The sequence below is a fragment of the Anaerorhabdus sp. genome (assembly GCF_036657415.1).
Lineage (GTDB): Bacteria > Bacillota_I > Bacilli_A > Erysipelotrichales > Erysipelotrichaceae > Anaerorhabdus.
In genome coordinates this window covers 1-21575 of record NZ_JAVXGL010000035.1, presented here as the reverse complement: position 1 = coordinate 21575, position 21575 = coordinate 1, and the positions used below count along the sequence as shown (strand labels likewise).

Below are 21575 nucleotides of genomic sequence, written 5' to 3'. Positions count from 1 at the left end.
TTCTCACACGCTTAGCGTGTGGTTTTTATGTTCGACTTTGTCTCACATAATAAAAGTCGCATAAGCGACTTTCTAGTTTTATTCTGAATATTTCTTTCTTTCAGGACTTAAGTTATCACAATAATAGCGAACAGTTAACGTATTATCTGCTTTCTTTGTAGGTTCTACAATAAATGCATCCCCCTCGAGCATACAATCAATAATAGCTTCTGAACATGTTTTAATGTTATCAACACCTGATTCAAGTTCCAATAACAAGTCACCCGCATTGATTTCAATATACAACCAATCCATGTGATGAGCTTCCCATTTTTTCCAGTTGATTACATCAACATATTCTTGCATTGATTTCTTCGATACTTTTTCTTTTTTTGTTGTTTCTTTCTTTGCTACTGGTTTTTTTGCAGGTGTCTTTTTGGCAACTGCTTTTTTTGTTGCTTCTTTTTTAACAGTTTCTTTCTTTACAGTTTCTTTTTTTGTTGCTTTTGCTTTTTTTACTTCTTTCGTTTCTGCCATAGTACTACCCCTTCCCATCACAAAGAATACCTCTGTGATTAATTTTAGTATACCATCTTTTTTCGAAGAATTGTAGCGCTATTATCCAATACCGCCAAGAAGTATTCCCAATACTAATACAACACCCGCAAGCACCACATATCCATAACGTGCAAACAAATATAGCGACTTTTTATGTGGCTTTTTTGTTGCTAAATTAAGTTGTTCCATGATTGTTTCCTTAGGAATAATCCAATAGATTGTAACAGCTCCCAATACCGCTCCAATAGGTACAATATAAATAGTAATCATATCCATCCATTGCCCCATATATGGTTCATATTCTAAGAATACACCTACTAAAAATGTAATAACAATAATCCCAATGATTGACATAACCCTTGATTTATTTAGTCGTGAAGTAGATGCCTCTGTTACGGCTTCCAACATGTTGATTAATGAAGTGATTCCCGCAAAGAACACACTGACAAAAAATAAAATCGAGAAAAATGTTCCAAATGGCATCTTTGAAAATATAAGTGGCATTGTCTTAAACATCAAAGATGGCCCAGCAGAAGGACTCATGTTAAATGCAAAAATTGCTGGAATAATAACTAAGCTGGACAATAACGCAGCTAATGTATCAAATAATGCTGTATATTGTGATAACTTTACAACATCCTCTTTTTTACTTAAGTAACTACCGTAAATGACCATTCCTGAACCAGTGATTGATAGCGAAAAGAAAGCTTGCCCCATCGCCATAACCCATGTCATTGGATTCAATAGAAATTCCCATTTTGGGATGAATAAATATTTATAGCCTTCGCTTGCTCCTGGCAAAAAAGCGACCCAAACCGCAAGACATAAAAATAAGACAAAGAATGCAGGCATCATAAATTTACTAATCTTTTCAATTCCTTTAATAATACCTGAAGACAACGCAATACCTACTACAACTAGCACAATTACATGCCAGGGAATACTTGAAAATGGTTGTGTTATTTGTTGAAAGTATACTTCTGATGTTGAATGAAATATTCCTCCTGTAAATGAACCTACTAAATAACGCAATACCCAACCTACAATAATTGCATAACCAATCGCAATGCCTAGAGACCCTAGTAGTGGTAATAAACCTATCTTACCACCATATTTTTTATTTCTTGTTTTAAAAGCTTTTTCGTATGAACCAATAGGTCCAGTACCACTCCAACGTCCTAACGCAAATTCACCTGATAATCCTACTTTACCAAAAATGAAAATAAAGATAAGATATGGAATTAAAAATGCAGCTCCTCCGTATTGTCCAACACGGTATGGGAAAAGCCAAATATTCCCCATTCCTACAGCTGAACCAACAGATGCTAAAACGAAACCAACTTTCGATGTAAATTTTGTTTCTGTCATAATTTCTCCCCCTTAACAAAATAAAAACGTCCTTATTCAAAGGACGTCTAATCAACGTGTTACCACCTAAGTTCACAAACAATTCTCATTGTTTGCCTCATCGAGTACTATCATACCCTTGTACTATAACGTGTACTCACGTCCATATCTATTTTATTCAATATAGAAGCTCCTAGATGTATCTCTTAAAAGGTAGTAGCTCTTCACATCAACCAGAGCCTTTCTTTAACCCTTCTTTTAAGTTCTTTTCTTATCATCGCTATTATGGGTATTTTAAAACGAAATAAATCTTTCGTCAATCACAAACTTATTTAAGCCTGCTTACCACATTTACACTAGGAGGGGAATCCTAAATTGTGCGTAAATGAAATCAAAAGAGTCTACTAGAATTCTCCTTTAATTATAAGCAGGCACCTCTTGAAGGGCTGTCCAAGAGTGAACCATCATGGATTATTTCCATTTAGGCTCGTTGTGATTATATGTTTAACAATACCAATTCTCAATACAGTTGGTACAAAAGTGACAATAAGTCGTTATATTTGTCCATCTATGTAATCTTTGATGATATTTTCCAATTCTGACAAAAAAGCTTCTTCGCCAAATGTATTAATCTTAAAGAGTATTGCTTGACTACCACCTGAAGAAATTGCAGATATAAATAAATCATTTTCTTTTCCTATAAGTGTAACATTTAAACTCACACGATTTGATCCAATCATACTATATCGTTCAAAAACACATACCCCAACTTTTACATCATCAACACAATAAAATGTTTTTCCTTCTAATGAAGAAGATGAACTTCTTCTAATAACTTCTTCCTCTATGATATTGATACATTTGTCAAAATCACCTTTAAATTCTCTTTCAAACTTTGCCATTATTTCTCTCTCCTTCTTATACATTCTTCAATCACATCTGGAAACATAATTAGATATTCTTCTTGAACGATAGCCTTAAATAATTTATCTGCCTTAATCCATCGATATGCATCTGTTTCACCTTGCTGAATAGTTATTTTATCTTTATCACCATGATAGATTGTTGCATAGATTTTATATAATGTCTGACATTCATGATAACAATAATCACGCATATACTGCATGTTATCTACAACCAAACCTGTTTCCTCCTCAAGCTCTCGAAATGCTCCTTGAATAAAGCTTTCACCTTTCAAAAGGCTTCCACTGGCACCAGGCTCCCATTGATTAGGAGCAATTTCTTTGTTTGGATCTCTATGCATCATTAAAAATGTTCCATCATCATGTTGAACTACAACGATTGAAACTCCGTGAAAATAACCACTTGGAATTGGTTCACCACGAAATAATGTTTTATCTAAACGATTAAAATGTACATCATATGCATCCCATGTCTCCATAATAATACCTCGTTACAAGTATAACATTATCTTAAATATGAGAAAACTCTAGTCTGCACTAGAGTCTTCTTTCAGTTCTTTAATTTTATCTGCAAATCGAATGATTTGGTGATCATTAACGACAAGTTCTCCACAATCACCCTCATGGAGAACATGATACTCAAACACACTACATGCACACGTGATAATTTCACCCTCATCGCTAGTGAATTCTACCTCATATTGTTCAGTTGGAAAAGGTAAATCACCAGGAACTGCAAAGTAATCATAATCTACTTTCTTTGTTAATGTTACATGTGGATAAGTCACTATTTCATATTTCATATTATTCACCTCCTTGTTCAAGATCTGGCATTTTTTGCCCTTTTGGTAATGGATTCTTTTTTCTCATGAAATGATAAAGAATAAATGGTACAAAAATAATAACCGCAAAACTAATACCCAAAATTGAAATATAAATCATCGATGTATTTTTGCCACTGAGTTGTGACGGTGGAATAAATGAAATCATAAATACTATGATTGAAAATATTAAGCCTGATACACCAAACAAATATTGAACTATTTTATGCTTTGATATTTTGAATGCTCGTGGTAAATCATTATGTTTGGAAACCATAACTAGATAAGCTACAAAGAAAATGATATATGCCAATGCATAAATAATAACTGTAAGTGCCATTCCTGCGAAGAAAGATAAATTATTATTTCCATTTCCTCCAAATGTTAATATTGCTGCCCATGCAGTTACAATCACTCCTTGAAGAATTAAGAAATTTGTTGGCACACCTTCTTTGTTCGTTTTGGATAATTGTTTTGGTAATAGTCCTGCTTTTCCTGCAACTTGCATACCCCATGATGGTCCAACAATCCATGCTGATGTTTCCGCAAGAACTCCACCTGCAATAAGTATGGCGACAACTCTTACTATCCATTCTAAATTATTACCGAAATGTGCCAGTAAACCTTTAAATCCTTGTAGTACACCTGTTGATAATCCTAACTTTTCAACTGGTACAACCGAACCTATTGATATGCCTCCCATTGTATTTAAAATGATTGCTAAAATTACAAGTGTAATTACAGCTATTGGATAATCACGTTTCACATTTACCATTTCATTCGCATGACTGGCAGAAGCTTCAATACCAGCATATGCAAGTATAAATGAAACAAAAACAACCAAAGTATCAATCTTTGAAAAATCTGGTATTAGTGTTTTTATATCAAAGGTAAGTAAACTTTTGCCACCTGTTAAAAAATATGCAATTGTCAAAATGAATAAAATAGATGCTGGAACTAGAATCCCAATAATAAATCCATAGCGTGAAATTTTCGCCGCTAACTTTGTTCCCTTAAATTGCGAAAATGTTAATAGCCAAAAGATGATTAATACGCCAAAGAAACGAACCATTGGATTACTATTTAAAGGTTCAAAATTAAATACATAAGATAATGCACTCAGAATAAAATAAATCATTGTTACAAATCCTACAGTTCCTTGAAACCATTGAAAGAAAATATTGGCAAATCCCCATTTTTCATTAAGAAGATTACCTGACCAAGCATATACGCCACCAGTATCCCAGCCTTTTACAGTAGCCATTTCGGCAGCACATAAGGCAACAGGAAGAAACCAAAAAATTCCACCAATAATTAGGTAGAATACGAGCGAAAAACCAGATGATGCAAAACTTGGATATTCATAAACAGTCATAACCATTGTAGCTGTCAACGCAAAAAAACCAAATAATGTTAAATGTTTTGTATTCTTATTAGACATAAACTAGACCCCTTTGTAGTTTAACTACAAGTTTATCGTAGCACTCCTATTTGTGATTCTCAATGAATGTGATTATGAAAATACCTACGATAATCGTAGGTATTTATTTCATTGAATAAACTAAGTTTTCACTTATTTTCATATTGAATTCTTTTGCCTTTATTCCATTTATTTTTATATGATTTATATCGAAACATTGCATAAATACGGATAAAATTACATAATTGGCGATAAATAAAGGGCTCAAAAAGCGACAAAAATGTTAACTTAACAATCAAACCGAAAGAAGTTTTATTCTCTAATGAATATTGTTCTAGTGTTATTGCTGAAATGGTTACCAAAAAACTATATATAATTACTGCAAACAACAAGAATAAATATATCTCCATGTTAAACAATCCTAAAACAATCGCAATGAGAATCACAAAATATCCAAATATCTCAATAACTGCTGAAAGCATTTCAAAAAAAGTATAATAGGTAATTCCAACTAATCCCACACGATGATATTTAAAATTAAAAATTGATTTACGATGAAAATAAATACTTTGCATTAAACCCACATGCCATCGTATTCTTTGATTTTTAAAATCTTTAAATTTATTGGGTACTTGGGTAAAACAATAAGCATCAACTTGATTTTGAATACGATATTCTCGGTTATTCTCAATTTGATATAAATTTAATCGAACCACAAGCTCCATATCTTCGCCAACCGTATCAGTTCTATATCCACCCACTTCAATGACTTTATCTTTTCTAAAAAGACCAAAAGCACCAGAAATTATTAAATTACTTTTATATTGATTCCATGCAATACGCGAAATCATAAATACTCGCATATATTCAATTATTTGATAAATGACAAAAAATCCTTTTGGCATTCTTTGCTGAACAACTTCACCATTATCTATCGTAAGATTATTCGATATTTTAATATTACCCCCAACAGCTATTGTCCGTTTATCCATCAATATTGGAAATACAAGATGATGGATAGCATCTGGCTTTATAATACAATCAGCATCCATTGCAATAAATAATGGATATTTACTAATATTTATCCCTGTATTCAAAGCGTCAGATTTACCGCCATTCTCTTTGTCCACGACAAGTAAATGGTGATTATTGATATATCCTTCATAAATTTTCTTAATAGGTTGAGTTTTTATAGATTCTTTAAAAAGGAGTTTTTTAGGCTGTAGTTTAAAATAATCAATGATAACTTGAAGTGTACCATCTATCGAACCGTCATTAACAACTATTACTTCATATTCCTCATAATCAAGTTTCATAAGAGAGAGAATGCTTTCCACAATAACTTGTTCCTCATTATAAGCTGGAACTAATATTGATACTGGAATATATCTTTCTGGCATTCCATCAAAATAAGTACCTAATTCTTTTTCTTCGCGTTTATGTCTCGATAAATAAATAGCAGCAGTAACAATAGAAATACAGAAAAAAGTAAGAATAATTAATGTGTAAATAACAATTACATCATTGAATAGTAAAACAAACTCGCTAATATTCATGGCATTATCCCCACTCTCTCAGTTATAACAACCTTGTTTTCACTCTTTTGAAATACAGAATCGAGTGTTGATCCAAATTGTTTATCCAAATAGAACTGAAGTTTATTTTTATATTCACTTTCTTTTTCGGTTAATTCATTTTTCAAATTTAAATTTTCAAGTTCGTTTTTAGCAAATGCATAGTACTTAGAATCTTTTAATTCAGCGAAAAAAAGTAACGCTATAATTTTATGATTAATATTACCATGTAATAAAGCATCTTCTTGCCAATCAATCACATTTTCTTCACAACTATAAAGTAATCCAACATACATTTCTTCGCTTGAAATCTCACGTGTATCAATGATTTTGTCAAAAATTGGTTTAAATAATTCCACTTCACCCATTCGTGCATAACCCAACATTACATAATATCCTAACAATATATTTTTACTTTTAAATACTATCGTTTCATATTTTTTAAAGACAGGTATGGAACGTTTATCACGAAGAATACCTAAAATTGATAAAGTATTATATACCCCTAAATATTTTTGATAACGTACAACGATTTCATATATTTCTAATTCATGAACAAATTCTAGTAATCGTTTTCTTTGTATAAAAAAGTTTGTATTAGAAAAATTTGTATATTTTCTAATTCTACTAGTTAATCGCTTTAAAAACATACTCGCAAAAAATCGATTATTCATCGCTAATCTTCTACATTGAGAAATGTCTTGAACATCAACCAATTTATTTTCTATGATATTATCTAACATCTTCTCAATTTTCAAACCATATTCTTTGTGCATTAATCTCTCTTTTTTTTCTTCTTTTTTAATCTTATGTGTTTCAAAAATTGTATAGAATTGTATACAAGCAATAATATACAGATAAAATAAAAGTAAGATTACAAATAGTTTAACTAATATTGGCAAGTTAAACAAAAATAGTGCAACTTTAGTCATTGTTCCAAGCATCCTTTACTATTGTATATGATTGTTTAAGTCGTTCTTGATAATCTATTCGATCCCAATAATTCAATGGAACATCGATATAGTCTATTTCTTTACCATTACAAGTAACGCCCAAAGTTATCTTATTAATTTGCTTAGTTTTCATTTCTACTCCATCAATATGTTCAATGTACGGATTATAGAAATCATCTAAAATAAGTCCTTGACTAGGATTACTAAAATTCAATAACTCCCATGCAATTCTTATTGTAAGAGTATCATCAATAACATAAAAATCATTTTCTGGTTTATAATCCTTACTTGTTCTATCAATGGTACCATATGTTAATTTCCCTGTGGTGTAATAACTAGGCTCTATTTCTTTTTTAGTTACTGGAATTCTTATCCTACTTCTAAGACGAAGTCTTATTGGATTCAATTCTGCGCTTGTTAAAACAGTATTTTGTTTGATTGATAAATTAATATTTAGTTGTCTTCCAAACAAATAATTAAAATTATCATAATAAGGGTCTACAAATAACTCACTATTATTTTCTCCGTTAATATTCAAATAAAAATCCATGAATGATTTAAGTTTTCTATTGTCTAAGTGATCAAATCCTGAAGAATCAGTTGTATCAAAAAACAACTCGAAATGATCTTCATTTAAATTCAAATTCTTTTTACTTAAACTTATTGTTAAATATTCTGCATCACTTTTAACCTTTATTGTTAAATTGTTATTTTCTAGCGAAGATGATTTCAACATTTTTTCAGCTGAATCAAAGGCGAGTAATCCAAAACTAGTTTCTGAAGTTTGTACATCATGCCACACTGATCTGCCACTTGCAGAAGTCAATTCCATCGTATTCCATGTACGCTTGAACCATTCATCTTGCCATGAGAAAATGATTGAACCACACATACCTGCATCTTTAATATCCTGTGTCATCGCGAGTATTGCATTGCCTTGTGCTTGTTCAGACATGCCACCTTGATTAAAGCCTCTTGTACTATCAATATGTGTAACTCCTCTTGAAGTTGGAACTCCATATTCGGCAATGAGTACAGGAATTGAGTGATGTTGTTTCAATCGTTTTAGATAGTCTTGATATGGATTTGTAGGTGCTGATGTTAAGAATTTACTTTGATCTTCAAAATTTAAGAAATCTGGATAATATGGATAAACATGATATGATGCTACCATTCCGCTAATAAAATTGTCTTTATGCAAAATATGTTCCACATCAAACCCTTGCATTTTATTCATATCTTCAGGTTCATTTGGATGATCTAGTGGATCACTCGTCGGCCAGTTTGCAAATCCTATTATTGTTTGTTTTTGATAATTTTCTGTTTCATATTTAATTGCGTAATCACCATGCTTTGCCAAAAAAACTTCAAATGGAGTTGCATTTTTTGTATATAAATAATCTCCATTAAAACTAGTTTGGCTGGTATTATTTCGATTTGTTGTTTCAATTGTTTCACCATCAAATTCAATACCTAATAAAAGCATAATTGTGTATTTGCTAACATCACTTGTATAATTCCCATGTGCATGCCCAACGACTTTCTTTATGTCTACATTTCCATGAATTGCATTAATAATATTTTCTATCTCTGTCTTAAAATCAGAATTTATTTTTTCATTATAAACATCTTTGTATTGATTAATATAATCTTCATTCATATATGCTTCTTGAATGAGATAAAGGGGCTCTGATACCATGTTAAATTCATACAAAGCATCATAAAAAGCAGGAGATTGAAGTGTATAAACTCGTACATAATCTGCACCCATTTCCTTTATTTTTTCAAACCATTGAATATATTCAGCTTTTGTAATTGAAACTTCTCCAGGAAAAGCATTAGGTTTTCCTAAACCAATATTTACTCCCTTAATAAATATTTCCTTCAGTTGTTTATTACCATCTACTTGATATACTTTATCTCCTTTAACAACTGCAGTCGTACTAATATTATCACCATTAACTTTATCCACAAGAAAATTTCTATTTACATAATGATTTAAGTAGATAAATCCTCCAGTAACTATTATTCCAAAAATAAGTATACAAATCGTTATATATCGTTTCATAATCTACCCCGCACAGCGAAAAATGAACATGACTTTTGTCATGTTCATTATAGCTCTTTTATGATAAAAAGTAACATATACTCTCTCATTTTAATACATTATATTATTTGCCGATTATGAATATACCGGCACAATGACTAATTCTCAAAAAACTAATATTTTTAACTCTTGATGCTAACGTTTCCAATACTGGATAGATTTCATCATAATCCCAATATTCAGCATTCTCTATTTTACATTGTTCACATTCATCAACTCTTTCAAATGCTACATCTCCAATATAAATCGAGCCATTTTCATTTAGATGATTTTGCAGTTCATTAATAAAGATTACCTTTTGATCATCATCTAGATGATGAATTGCATAGGTACAAACAATCGCATCAAACTTTTCCTTTGCCAATTGCTCTGGATACCCTTGAGAAAAATCATGCTCAACTAAAAAAGCATTGGGCATTTTTTCTTTAACAACTGTAAGCATATTTCTTGAAAAATCGATACCTGTTATTTCATATCCATCATAATAGAGGCGCTTTGCAAGTACCCCTGTTCCTATGCCAATATCTAATACTTTCTTGCCTTGTCCACATCTTATTTTGGAATAAATCATCCCTAATAAATCACGATATCCAGCGAATGGATACTTATCATTCTCCTCGAGAAGATTAACAGACTTATCGTAGTTCTTTGACCATAAATCAAAACCTTTGTTATCTAACATTAAATTCTCCTATCTGTTATGTATACCTTCTTTTTCAATTCTAATGTCAAATAATTTTTTCATATAAATTCCCCCTAACTGTTTTTCTCTACTACTTCGTTTCCTACAACTTCAACATTTCTACGATTGAGTAAGAAATAGATGAACTCTCTAAATAGAGTATAAACAACTGCCGTTAGAGGAACTCCAAGTAATACTCCAATTATACCAAACAACCCTCCACATAGAAAGACTGATGTTAAGACTAAGACACCTGGTAAGCCAACCGAATTTCCTACGACTCTTGGATATAATAAGCTGCTTTCAAGTTGTTGAATCACTTGGTAAACAATGACAAAGAGAACAGCTTGAAGAGGATTAATCGCAAGTATTAAGAGAAAACCAAAGATACATACAAATGTAGCTCCAAGCACTGGAATAATACTCAATACACAGACCATACTACCAATTAATAAGGCATATGGAAATCTTAATAATGATAATACAATTACAAAAATAATACCTTCTAATAAGCATTCTATCAATTGTCCACGAATATACATGGAAAATGTATGATTACTTTTTTGACTGATTTCTAATATTTTATTTGATACTTTAACTGGGAATATTGCTGCGACAATCTTTTTCGCTTGTAGAATGAATTTTTCTTTATCGATTAAGAAGTAAAAACATATCATAAATCCCATAAATACATTCAAGAATACCATTGAAATACTCATAGCATTTTTATAGAGATCTGGTAATACCTTTGTAAGATAATTTGTTATTTGTGGCAATATTGTATTCCATGATTCTGATTGCGTAAAATTAACAACATAATTCAATTTCAAAGTATCAAAGAATTGATTCAGTAAATCTTGAATTGATTTTAAATAACTTGGTAATTGCTTCGCAAACATTTGAATACTTTGTATTAATTGTGGAAAAATTGCAATTGTTAAAAAATAGAAAATGATAATCGCAATTAAAATTGTAATAAAAATCGCTATTGGTCGACATGCTTTCATCATTCTTTTTGTTTTCGGAAGATGTTTTTTTAAGAAGTTTTCAACATGACTCGAGAAAAGATTGATGACAAATGCAAATCCTAATCCAAAGAGTAACGGTGTTAATAACCCCGATATTTTTATAAATATCGCAATAAAGATATCAATTTTCATTAAGATTAAAATCAGTAATGCACAAAACACTGCATAGAATAGCCATTGTTTTATTTTTTTTAAGTTTTCGATAAACATAGGTAACCTCCAATAAAATTATTATAGAGCAATTTAATAACTCTTGATAAATTACACTCTATGAAATAAATAAGGAATTACATATTATGCAATTCCTTATTTACTATTTCTTTAATTTCATCAACTGTAAGTACCTTGCCATAAGAAACAACTTTACCTTTAAGTACCAATGCTGGTGTTGTCATAACACCATAACTTGCGATTTCTGCAAAATCAGTAACATGAGTTACTTCAATATCTACGCCCAACTCTTCAATAGCTTTTTTAGTTGCCTCTTCTAAAGCAACACACTTCGTGCAACCAGATCCTAAAACTTTTATGCCTTGATCGGATGTACATGAACATACTGAATCCAATTTCTTTGAATCTAGATTTTTGCAACAACAAGGTTGCTCTTTTGTTTTAAATAGCTTCATATTAACCTCCTCGTTAAATAATTAAAAAGCCATGTAATATATTAAATATATATCCAACTATGATAATACCTACTATACAAATAGTTATAAATACAACTAGCAATTTTGGTTTCATTGCTTTTTTCAGCATAATCATTGAAGGCAAACTTAATGTAGTTACTGCCATCATGAACGCAAGTACTGTTCCAAGCAAAGCTCCTTTTGTAAGCAATGCTTCTGCGACAGGAATTGTACCAAAAATATCAGCATACATAGGCACACCCAATATAGTTGCAAGAATTACACCAAATGGATTATTACTACCTAACACTGTTTCAATCCAAGACTCAGGAATCCAGTTATGAATAATTGCCCCAATTCCTACGCCAATTAAGATATAAGGAAATACTTTTTTGAAAGTTGAAGAAACTTGTTCTTGCGCATATTCTATTCTTTCCTTAACAGAAAGAGTTGATTCTTCTATGTCTATGTGTTTAGCATTCATAATGAAACCTTCAATGTATTTTTCCATATGCATTCTTTCAATAAGTGCACCACCCACAATGGCAATTATCAATCCCAAAATTACATACATTACCGCAACTTTTGTACCAAAAATACTCATAAGCAACACTAAGCTACCTAAATCTACCATGGGTGAAGAAATTAGAAAGGAAAATGTAACACCAATTGGTAATCCTGCACTTGTGAACCCAATGAACAATGGAATTGAAGAACATGAACAAAATGGAGTAACTGTTCCTAGTAATGCTGCTGCAATATTCGCTCCTAATCCATGAAATCGCCCTAATATTTTTTTACTTCTTTCTGGTGGAAAATAACTTTGTATATATGAAATGATAAAAATCAACAAACATAATAATAGAGTAATTTTTAAAACATCATAGATAAAAAATTGTAGACTTCCCCCTACTCTTGTTGAAGCATCAACACCCATGTTTGTAAGCAAAAATGCAACAAGGTCATTTAACCAATTCATTCCTAATATCTGATTCTGTATAAAATACCATATTTCAGCCATAATAACTCCTTCACATCAATTTTTTTTGATTTGAAACCTCTAAATAATAGTCATCATTGATGACTATTTAACTGTCGTAATATTCTTTAAAGTTTGAATCGCTAATGTTGCGCCATCCTCATTAATACGATAATGAATCCATTTTCCTTCTTGTCTACCAGTTACTATACCTGAATCACACAATATTCGCATATGGTATGACAGTGCTGATTGTGCTATTCCTGTATCCTCAATCAATTCACATGCACATTTCTCACCATTTTGTAATAATTCCAATATTCTCAACCGTTTTTCATCACAAACAGCTTTGAAAATTATTGCGTTGCGTTCATATTTCATGATAACCTCACATCAAAATAATTTGATATGAATATCATAAACTACTTTTTTTTACGCGTCAATAAAAAATAAGAGTTGGATCTCAACTCTTATTTTGAAGCAAATTTTACATTCTTTATTATTTACAAAATGCTATAACTGGAACATAGCGTTCATCTTCAGTTAATCCACCATGATAACCTTTAAAAACAGAATCATTGTCACGGTAAATTAAATTCGTTTTGTCAATTGCACAGGCAACAAAATCTCCAATAATATTTTCGAATTCTGGATGTGGTGTACCAACACCAAATAGATTCTTCTCTATAACTTCATCCTTAGATAACAATAAAAATTTGTCACTTAATACCTTATTAAATTCTTCTTTAAATGAAGCCTTAAATTCATCTTTTATAAATAAACTTGCACAACGAAGTTCCAAGCCTGGCATTTTTCTAAACATTTGTGTAAGTTGAGGATAATCATGAATATTCACACTATCTACATCAACATGTCCATGATCTGCAATAATTATTAAACCAACATGACTATCTAGCATCATTGTTAAATCATGTAATGTTTGATTTACTTTGTATAATTCATCTAAAGATTCTTTACTCGCAACTCCCGTTTCATGCATAGTACCATCGTAAACATCCCAATATACATAAGCATACTTATATCCCACTTTAAGGTATTCATTTGCCTCATTGCATAACGAAACAAAATCTTCATTTCTTCCATGAATCCATGCTGGAAAAACTTCAACTGCTGTCTCATTTTTAAGACTTATATCGTTTGTAATTAAATCCATTGGATAAATTTTTTCTTTTTGTTCTGGTGAATAATGATATTCATTATAGTAACCAGCATCTCTATACATTGTATAGTTATCATCAACATCTGGTAAAATTTGTTGCCACCCCATCCAGCCAGATTCCATTGGAAACTTTCCAGTACGGACAGCAGTTGTTGATGGAACTGTAGATGTAGGATACACAGTTTCAACTTTATGATGACAGTATTTTCGTAAAAACATATCCTCTGATAAATACTTTTCTAATTGGTTATATCCCATTCCATCTACTAAAACCACTAGTAGTTGTTCAATTTCATTACTTTTAATCCACTCATCTAGTTTTGTATCTGATTCATGATATAGTTTACAGTTTAAAAAGCGACGAAAACTATTCGATACTTGTGCTAAACTGTTCTTGTTTGTAGGCATTGATATTTTCATAAATAATCCTCTCATATTTCTAATTATTCTATCACAACACTTAAATAACACAAGAAATATTGATTTTTGACAATCAATAGGTTATTATATTAAAGCATATGCCCGAGTGGTGAAATTGGTAGACGCAACGGACTCAAAATCCGTCGGTAGCGATACCGTACCGGTTCGATTCCGGTCTCGGGCACCAAGCAAAAAATAACGTATATACCTAGGTATATATGTTTTTCTATTACTTATTTAGCTAACTTCCTTTTTTCAAACAAATTTACTATTTTTTCTGCAACATATGTTGATAAAATACCAACTAACGCACCCACAAGAACATCACTTGGATGATGAACATTCAAGTATACTCTAGAAAACGCAATTAATATTGCTAGAAGATAGCTAATAAAACGTAATGATTTGTTGACTAATGACAATGAACTTGCGACTGCAAAAGATGTAGCACTATGACTAGAAGGGAATGAATAAGATGTTGGTTCACTAATTAGTGAAGGAAGCTGTGAATTTTCTACAAAAGGTCGTGGACGCTTTACAATATTTTTTAAAATAAGTTGATTTACTAAGAAAGAAATACATAATGACAATGCTAATATTTTTGCATTGCGTTCCTGTTTCTTAAAAATAAAATAAATAACAAAAAGTATTGCCCACAACAACATCCAATCACCTATCCATGTAATAAACTTCATGAATGAGTCCATAAATTCTGAACGCATATGTTCTTGTATCCACATCATAATTTGTATGTCAATTTGAGTAATCAATTTAATTTTCCTCTTTTTTTATATTAATTCTAATAATCATAATTTAACGTATAGCACCATTCTTAAAGTTATCATACCATGTAGCTGTTACATCATCATCCACTTTTAAAAGTTTAAATATTTCATAAGCAAATTGTACAGCAGCTGTTTCATTTGCAGTAATAATTCCTTGATCAACCACTACTTGGGCAGAAATATAGAGTGACTCTCCACTATATCCTTTTTGACTTTGAAATAATTCTAAGCTATCTCCAGTATGTTTAACATTATTTAAAAAACCTTGTCTGCATAAAAATGTTGTTGCCCCACATATAGCAGCAACTGGAATATTATTATCCACAACACTTCTAATGAATTTCGCAATATCATCGTAGTCCTGTTCATCCCATGAAAGACCACCTGTTAAAATAACAATTGCAACATCTGAAAAATCATTATAATCAGCAATATTATAATCAATGGCTGCCGCTATATTACCCATTGATACTTTTGGATTTTGATCAACTGCAATTGTTTTAACTGAATACTCTAAATAAGAGTTAGCAACAGCACACACATAACTTGCTTCCCAATCACACCATTTATCAGTAAGTACTAATAATATTTCTTTTTTATCACTCATTCTATTCTCCTTATATAATTTTATTCATCTTATAAGTTTTTAATTGAAATTACAAATGAATCGCTTTTAATAATCATATCACACTATAAAATAACAAAACATAAAATAATAAAACCCTTCAAAATAAAGGGTTGATTACTATTGGCGAAGAGCATGGGATTCGAACCCATGGTAGCTTGCACTACGCCACCTTTCCAAGATGGTGCCTTCAACCGCTCGGCCAGCTCTTCAGTTCAGTCGCCTTTCATTATACAAAAAAAGAGGTACTCTGTGAAGAGTTACCTCTTCTTACTTAAATAAAATTCTTCAATTGCTTCTATCAAGTATTCTGGTTGCATTGTTGTTACAGGATGTTTTAGGATAGCTAAATCAGCAGCTTTGCCATGTAGCCATACTGCCATGACTACAGAAGTAATTATATCCTTCTTTTGGCTTATAAATCCCGTAATTAATCCCATCAATAAATCGCCACTACCCGCACGAGCTAGAGATGCATTTCCTGTTTGATTAATATAATATTCACCAAATGGTGAAACAACTAATGTACATGGTCCTTTTAACACTAAAATAACATGATACTCTTTCGCAAATTCTTGTGCAATTTTTATTTTATCTGCTTTTATAACCTCAATCGGTAGTCTGATTAAATCCGCAAATTCTTTCAAGTGTGGTGTCAATACTACAGGTGTTTGAATTAATTTTAGAATATATAAATTTCCGATGAGAAGTCGTATTGCTTCAGCATCCAAAACAACAGGTGTACAAGATTGTTGAAGAACCAATTCTTGTATTTTTCTTTTTGTCTCTAAATAAGTTGCACCACTTCCAAAGCCAATTGCATTTACTTCAGGTATTAAGGGACGAATCACTGAAGTAACTGTATCATTTGTAAAAGGATGGAAAACTGGAGTAATTTCTCTTGTAGCTAGAACTGGATAAATTACTTCCTCACAAGCAACATGAAGATATGTAGATCCACTTGCTTTTGAACCTAATATATTTAAAGCTAAAGCGCCTATCATTCCCGTGCATCCACCAATTAATAGTGCTTTACCTAATTGTCCTTTATAGCCATCTTCTCTAACCTTAGGTAATCCTTCAATGAATTTATCTTCATCCATTTCAATACAATCAGATTTCTTAGGTGAAGGTATTCTTAAAGGAATACAGAGTACTTGTTCAAACAAAAAATGATCTTTTCTTAAACAATGAATTGGTTTTAAGTATCCAAGTGCAAATGTTATTGTAGATTTAATGGCATCTCTGTCATATTTTCCACTATCTGCTTCAGCTCCACTATTAATATCAATAGAATATACTATACTTTTTGATTCATTTATCCATTTCATTATTGGACGAATTTTATCTTGTATAGATCCTTTGAACCCAAATCCATAAATTGCATCTAGTATGATATCAAAAGATTTCTCCTGTGCTTTACTAAAAGTAATAATGTTCTTTTTATTCAACAAATCTCTATTTTTTTGTGATTCACTTGTTTTTTGTTTAGATTCAATAGGAAATACAAATACATTATATCCTTCACCTAGTAAAATCCGGGCACAGGCAAATCCATCGCCACCATTGTTGCCTTGACCACACACGATACAAATACTAGTATTAATATCATGCCTTTTCTTTATCTCGATAGCAAGTTTAAAAGCAACTTCTTCCATCAGATCTTCACTTGAAAAAGTTGATTTTTCTTCACATTTTTTCATTGTTTCTGTCGTCACTATCATATTTTTCTCCATTTTCATTTTATCATGAACATGTTTCATTGACTATGATTTTATAAGATGTAACGATTGCACTAAACCTTTTATTTCATTATAATTATCTCATTGAGAAAGTAGGTAAACTTATGAATAAACCAATTTTGATTTATGATTACGATGGAACGTTAACCACAAATTCTGTTCCTCGTGTTAATCTCATGGATGAATTAGGATGTACACCTGAACATTATCAACAAAAAATGAAAGAATGGATTCATGAAAATCCTAAAAGTGATGTTTTTGATGCTTACTATATAACTTTCTTAAATGTTCTTAAAGAAAAGGGATATCCTTTAACAGACGAAACTTTTGCGAAAGCCACAAATATATCTGATTATAACCCTGGTATCTTTGATTATTTTGAAGACTTTAAAGATTCTGCTGATCATTATTTAGTTAGTTCTGGTTTTAAGATTCCCCTTATGCATACCCCTATTGCGAAATACTTCAAAGAAATCTATGGTACAACCTTTGCCTATGACAAAGATGGTAATGCTTATGGAATTGATTATGCAATGAATGACCGCAAGAAAGTTGATAAGATAAAAGAAATATGTCAAGCCCACGGCAACCTTGATTACGACTGTACAAATATGGTTTATTTAGGTGATGGTCTTACAGATGTATATGCCATGGAATTTATGAAAACTCATGGTGGTACTGCTGTATTCGTTCATCAACCCCATGAAACATTCGATAATTTCAATAAACTTCATGAACAAGGGGTTGTTGATATTGTTCGTGTCGCTGACTATAGTCGCAATAGTGAATTGTATAATCTTTTAAAGGGTATTATCGATGGAAAATAAAATAAAAGTTGCCTTTGTGTGCGTTCATAATTCTTGTCGTTCACAAATTGCGGAAGCTCTTTGTAAAAAACTGGCTGCTGATATGTTTGATTGTTACAGTGCTGGAACCGTCGTTGTTGATAAGATCAATCCAGATGCCGTACGCCTTCTAAAACAAATACACAATATTGACATGGAAGAAACACAGTTCAGTAAACTGATTACTGATTTACCTCCTATTGATATTCTAATCACCATGGGTTGTAATGTTGAATGCCCTGCCGTTTCACATACTTACCATGAAGACTGGGGATTAGAAGACCCTAGTGGTAAATGTGATGAAGAATTTTTAAAGACAATTTATAAGATTGAAAGAAATATTCTTCAATTGAAACGTACAGTACAAAATAACAATTCATAAAATCATTAGAGCAGCAGATGAGTACAGTAATTCATTCATCTACTGCTTTTTATTATGCTAAAAATAATTTTAATACTTCGCTAGTTCTTTTCTATCAAGGATTAGTCTCTTTTTTTGTTAGTCTCATAAAAAAACCTCGTATTTAGACTTACGTCCTTATATTGAGGTTAATAATAAACAACTTATAAAATACTTTAAATTATTCCTTAGGTAAATAATCACCAACATCTGCACATGAGAATGCTTCATCTGTTTTATGTTTAAGTGAGTCTTTAGTAACGATAAATTTAAATGGTTGATCATGATCTAAGTAATAAATACCTGTTTCATCGGGTATAAATAATGATATTGTATCACCTTCTAAAGTGTAAGTACCCGTTACATCTAACATACCTGAACATACATTAACATTGGACGCAAATGTTCCATCTTCTTTGAAAGAAATTGTCGTTGGATATGTTTCAGCTTTTTCAATAAATGTTCCAACTACATACGTATCTGTCAAAACAATACCTGTTTGATTCTCTGTTTTATCTGTTGCTTCTGGGGTTGGTGTGGTTTCTGGTTTTTTAGTTGCTTCTGGGGTAGAAGTTGCAATTGGAGTTGGTGTAGGCGTATTCTTCGTATCAGTATTTTCAGGTTTACTTGAACATCCTGCAAGACCTAGAACTACAACGGAAAGCAATAGAATAATTAATTTTCTCATATTTAAGTCCTCCGTATCTATTAGCATTATAGCATGGTATAATACCTTGGGTGATAAAAATGATAATCGTAAATCAAATAAAATGTACTCTCGACCAAACATGTACAAAAGAGGTTGTAGCAAAAAAACTTGGCTGTTCTGTTGGTGATATACATTCGTTTCAAATCTTAAAAGAATCAATTGATGCTAGAAAAGAACCTATTCAATTTGTCTATTCTGTTTTAGTTGATGTTAAAAATGAAAAGAGATTCTTAACAAATAAAGATGTAACATCTGGTGAAAAACCAACTTATATCTTACCTGAAGTGACATTCGAAGCCACTTCTCGACCAATTGTAGTAGGCTTTGGTCCTTCTGGTTTATTCACATCTTTACTACTTGCTGAAGCAGGATACAATCCAATTGTGTTAGAACGTGGTAGTGACGTTGATCAAAGAATCCTTGATGTTGACAAATTCTGGGAACAAGGTATTTTAAATCCTGAAAGTAATGTTCAATTTGGTGAAGGAGGAGCTGGTACTTTCTCTGATGGTAAACTGACTACACGTATCAAAGATGATAGAGTAATAAAAGTCATCGATGAATTCATTGAAGCAGGTGCCGATGAAAGTATTCGTTATGAAGCTCATCCGCATATTGGAACTGATAAATTGAGAGATATCGTAAAGAATATTCGTAAAAAAATTATTCGCTTAGGTGGTGAAGTTAAATTCAACACTCGTTTTGAAAATCTAATTCTTAATGAAGGTAAGATTACTGGTGTTCAAACGAATCAAGGTTCACTTGATACTGATACCGTATTCTTGTGTTTAGGACATAGTGCTAAAGATACAATCGAAAAATTAGTTGAGCAAAACGTCTGTGCTGAACCAAAAAGCTTTGCGATTGGTGTTCGTGTTGAACATAATCAACAATTTATTGATAAAAATCAATATGGTGAGTTTTACAATCATCCTCGCTTGAGAACTGCAGAATATCATTTAACACATACTGCTTCTAATGAACGTGGTGTATATAGTTTCTGCATGTGTCCTGGAGGATTTGTCATACCAAGTTCTTCAATTGAAAAAACACTTGTGATTAACGGTATGAGTGAACATGCTCGTAATCAAGAAAATGCCAACAGTGCTATTCTTGTTCAAGTTCCTATAAAGGACTTTTATAAGGGTTCTGTACTTGATGGATTCAATTACCAAGAAGCTATTGAGAAAAAAGCTTATGAGCTTGGTGGCGGTAATTACAATGCACCTATTCAATTGATTAAGGATTATTTAGCGGATCAAGTATCTACTGATTTCCTTGATGTTAAGCCTTCATATTGTTTAGGTACAACATTTGCCGATTTAAGTACGCTATTTAGCACTGAAATCAATACTGCTCTTAAAGAAGCATTTATAGCTTTCAATCGCCGAATCCCTGGATTTAGTGATGGTGGTGGACTTATGACTGGTGTAGAAACTAGATCTAGTAGTCCAGTTCGTTTAACCAGAAATGATAAAGGCCACAGTACTACAATTGAAAATCTTTACCCATGTGGTGAAGGTGTGGGATATGCTGGGGGTATTATGTCCAGTGCAGTTGATGGAATTCGTATTGCTGAAAAGTATATGACAAAATAAAAGAACCTCTCGGTTCTTTTATTTTTGATTTAATCGTATTGTGTTTAATAATCCACCATTTTTAATGATTTGAATTTGTTCATCAGTACAATATTGTCCTACTTCAAACTCTATCATTTTTGTTTTATTACGAACGATAATATTCTTATTTGGTACTATATTTAATACATCGATAAATTCTAATTCATCATATAAATCAATTTGATCATAATCTTCATTTTTCAAAAAGTATACAGGGAGAATTCCTGAATTGATTAAATTTTGTTGATGAATA

Annotated in this window: 22 protein-coding genes, 2 tRNA genes, 1 pseudogene and 1 other annotated feature; of the genes and pseudogenes, 4 read left to right on the top strand and 21 right to left on the bottom strand. The window is 31.6% G+C overall.

The window, feature by feature from the left end; translation table 11 throughout:
* Positions 1–78 precede the first annotated feature (78 nt).
* From RSB60_RS06605 to RSB60_RS06535, 15 genes are all read right to left on the bottom strand, one after another.
* On the bottom strand, positions 79–516 hold the full coding sequence (locus tag RSB60_RS06605) for a hypothetical protein (protein WP_332615281.1): 438 nt from the start codon (positions 514–516) through the stop codon (positions 79–81).
* An 81-nt stretch (positions 517–597) separates the two neighbouring features.
* Complete coding sequence (locus RSB60_RS06600; RefSeq protein WP_332615279.1) at positions 598–1905, bottom strand: sodium-dependent transporter; 1308 nt, start codon at positions 1903–1905, stop codon at positions 598–600.
* Positions 1906–1941: 36 nt separating this feature from the next.
* Positions 1942–2171 (bottom strand) — a binding site (T-box leader).
* Positions 2172–2438: 267 nt separating this feature from the next.
* Entirely contained in the window at positions 2439–2786 is a 348-nt protein-coding gene (locus tag RSB60_RS06595) for a DUF6054 family protein (RefSeq protein ID WP_323382615.1), read from the bottom strand.
* Positions 2786–3286, bottom strand: a complete 501-nt coding sequence (locus RSB60_RS06590) for an NUDIX hydrolase (RefSeq protein WP_332615277.1) — start codon at positions 3284–3286, stop codon at positions 2786–2788. Before RSB60_RS06590 ends, RSB60_RS06595 begins: the two co-directional genes overlap by 1 nt.
* Positions 3287–3334: 48 nt before the next feature.
* Positions 3335–3610 carry a hypothetical protein gene (locus RSB60_RS06585; RefSeq protein WP_332516334.1) on the bottom strand — a complete coding sequence of 92 codons (276 nt, stop codon included), beginning with the start codon at positions 3608–3610 and terminating at the stop codon, positions 3335–3337.
* Between the two features lies 1 nt (position 3611).
* Positions 3612–5069, bottom strand: a complete 1458-nt coding sequence (locus RSB60_RS06580; protein ID WP_332615274.1) for an amino acid permease — start codon at positions 5067–5069, stop codon at positions 3612–3614.
* 128 nt (positions 5070–5197) lie between these two features.
* A complete protein-coding gene (locus RSB60_RS06575; RefSeq protein WP_332615272.1) occupies positions 5198–6604 on the bottom strand; it encodes a glycosyltransferase family 2 protein in 1407 nt (468 codons plus the stop codon).
* Positions 6601–7554 carry a hypothetical protein gene (locus RSB60_RS06570; protein ID WP_332615270.1) on the bottom strand — a complete coding sequence of 318 codons (954 nt, stop codon included), beginning with the start codon at positions 7552–7554 and terminating at the stop codon, positions 6601–6603. Before RSB60_RS06570 ends, RSB60_RS06575 begins: the two co-directional genes overlap by 4 nt.
* Positions 7547–9643, bottom strand: coding sequence for a hypothetical protein (locus tag RSB60_RS06565; protein WP_332615268.1), 2097 nt, complete (start codon positions 9641–9643; stop codon positions 7547–7549). Before RSB60_RS06565 ends, RSB60_RS06570 begins: the two co-directional genes overlap by 8 nt.
* A gap of 103 nt (positions 9644–9746) precedes the next feature.
* On the bottom strand, positions 9747–10364 hold the full coding sequence (locus RSB60_RS06560) for a class I SAM-dependent methyltransferase (RefSeq protein WP_332615266.1): 618 nt from the start codon (positions 10362–10364) through the stop codon (positions 9747–9749).
* 74 nt (positions 10365–10438) lie between these two features.
* A complete protein-coding gene (locus tag RSB60_RS06555; protein ID WP_332615265.1) occupies positions 10439–11602 on the bottom strand; it encodes an AI-2E family transporter in 1164 nt (387 codons plus the stop codon).
* A gap of 77 nt (positions 11603–11679) precedes the next feature.
* Positions 11680–12018: a thioredoxin family protein gene (locus RSB60_RS06550; RefSeq protein ID WP_332615264.1), complete on the bottom strand. Its 339-nt coding sequence runs from the start codon at positions 12016–12018 to the stop codon at positions 11680–11682.
* Between the two features lie 13 nt (positions 12019–12031).
* A complete protein-coding gene (locus RSB60_RS06545; protein ID WP_332615262.1) occupies positions 12032–13039 on the bottom strand; it encodes a permease in 1008 nt (335 codons plus the stop codon).
* A gap of 63 nt (positions 13040–13102) precedes the next feature.
* On the bottom strand, positions 13103–13378 hold the full coding sequence (locus tag RSB60_RS06540) for an ArsR/SmtB family transcription factor (RefSeq protein WP_332516328.1): 276 nt from the start codon (positions 13376–13378) through the stop codon (positions 13103–13105).
* 118 nt (positions 13379–13496) lie between these two features.
* A complete protein-coding gene (locus RSB60_RS06535) occupies positions 13497–14597 on the bottom strand; it encodes an alkaline phosphatase family protein (protein ID WP_332615259.1) in 1101 nt (366 codons plus the stop codon).
* 100 nt (positions 14598–14697) lie between these two features.
* Between RSB60_RS06535 and RSB60_RS06530 the strand changes: the two genes are divergently transcribed.
* Positions 14698–14784, top strand: a tRNA-Leu gene (locus RSB60_RS06530).
* A gap of 46 nt (positions 14785–14830) precedes the next feature.
* On the opposite strand, the gene RSB60_RS06525 is transcribed toward RSB60_RS06530, so the two are convergent.
* From RSB60_RS06525 to RSB60_RS06510, 4 genes are all read right to left on the bottom strand, one after another.
* Complete coding sequence (locus RSB60_RS06525) at positions 14831–15367, bottom strand: phosphatase PAP2 family protein (RefSeq protein ID WP_332615257.1); 537 nt, start codon at positions 15365–15367, stop codon at positions 14831–14833.
* Between the two features lie 43 nt (positions 15368–15410).
* Complete coding sequence (locus RSB60_RS06520) at positions 15411–15989, bottom strand: type 1 glutamine amidotransferase family protein (protein ID WP_332615254.1); 579 nt, start codon at positions 15987–15989, stop codon at positions 15411–15413.
* A gap of 142 nt (positions 15990–16131) precedes the next feature.
* Positions 16132–16219, bottom strand: a tRNA-Ser gene (locus RSB60_RS06515).
* Positions 16220–16267: 48 nt separating this feature from the next.
* A complete protein-coding gene (locus RSB60_RS06510) occupies positions 16268–17731 on the bottom strand; it encodes an NAD(P)H-hydrate dehydratase (RefSeq protein WP_332615252.1) in 1464 nt (487 codons plus the stop codon).
* A gap of 122 nt (positions 17732–17853) precedes the next feature.
* Here RSB60_RS06510 and RSB60_RS06505 point away from each other — a divergent pair, with 122 nt between their 5' ends.
* Both RSB60_RS06505 and RSB60_RS06500 read left to right on the top strand, forming a co-directional pair.
* Complete coding sequence (locus RSB60_RS06505; protein WP_332615250.1) at positions 17854–18576, top strand: HAD family hydrolase; 723 nt, start codon at positions 17854–17856, stop codon at positions 18574–18576.
* Positions 18566–18976 carry an arsenate reductase ArsC gene (locus tag RSB60_RS06500; RefSeq protein ID WP_332615248.1) on the top strand — a complete coding sequence of 137 codons (411 nt, stop codon included), beginning with the start codon at positions 18566–18568 and terminating at the stop codon, positions 18974–18976. Before RSB60_RS06505 ends, RSB60_RS06500 begins: the two co-directional genes overlap by 11 nt.
* Before the next feature lie 199 nt (positions 18977–19175).
* On the opposite strand, the gene RSB60_RS06495 is transcribed toward RSB60_RS06500, so the two are convergent.
* Entirely contained in the window at positions 19176–19682 is a 507-nt protein-coding gene (locus tag RSB60_RS06495; protein ID WP_332615246.1) for a hypothetical protein, read from the bottom strand.
* Between the two features lie 59 nt (positions 19683–19741).
* Here RSB60_RS06495 and RSB60_RS06490 point away from each other — a divergent pair, with 59 nt between their 5' ends.
* Positions 19742–21301 (top strand): NAD(P)/FAD-dependent oxidoreductase, encoded by a 1560-nt coding sequence (locus RSB60_RS06490; protein ID WP_332615244.1) that lies wholly within the window; start codon positions 19742–19744, stop codon positions 21299–21301.
* 18 nt (positions 21302–21319) lie between these two features.
* Here the strand turns inward: RSB60_RS06490 and RSB60_RS06485 are convergent.
* Positions 21320–21575 (bottom strand): annotated as a pseudogene (locus RSB60_RS06485) (aconitate hydratase); the annotation flags it as partial.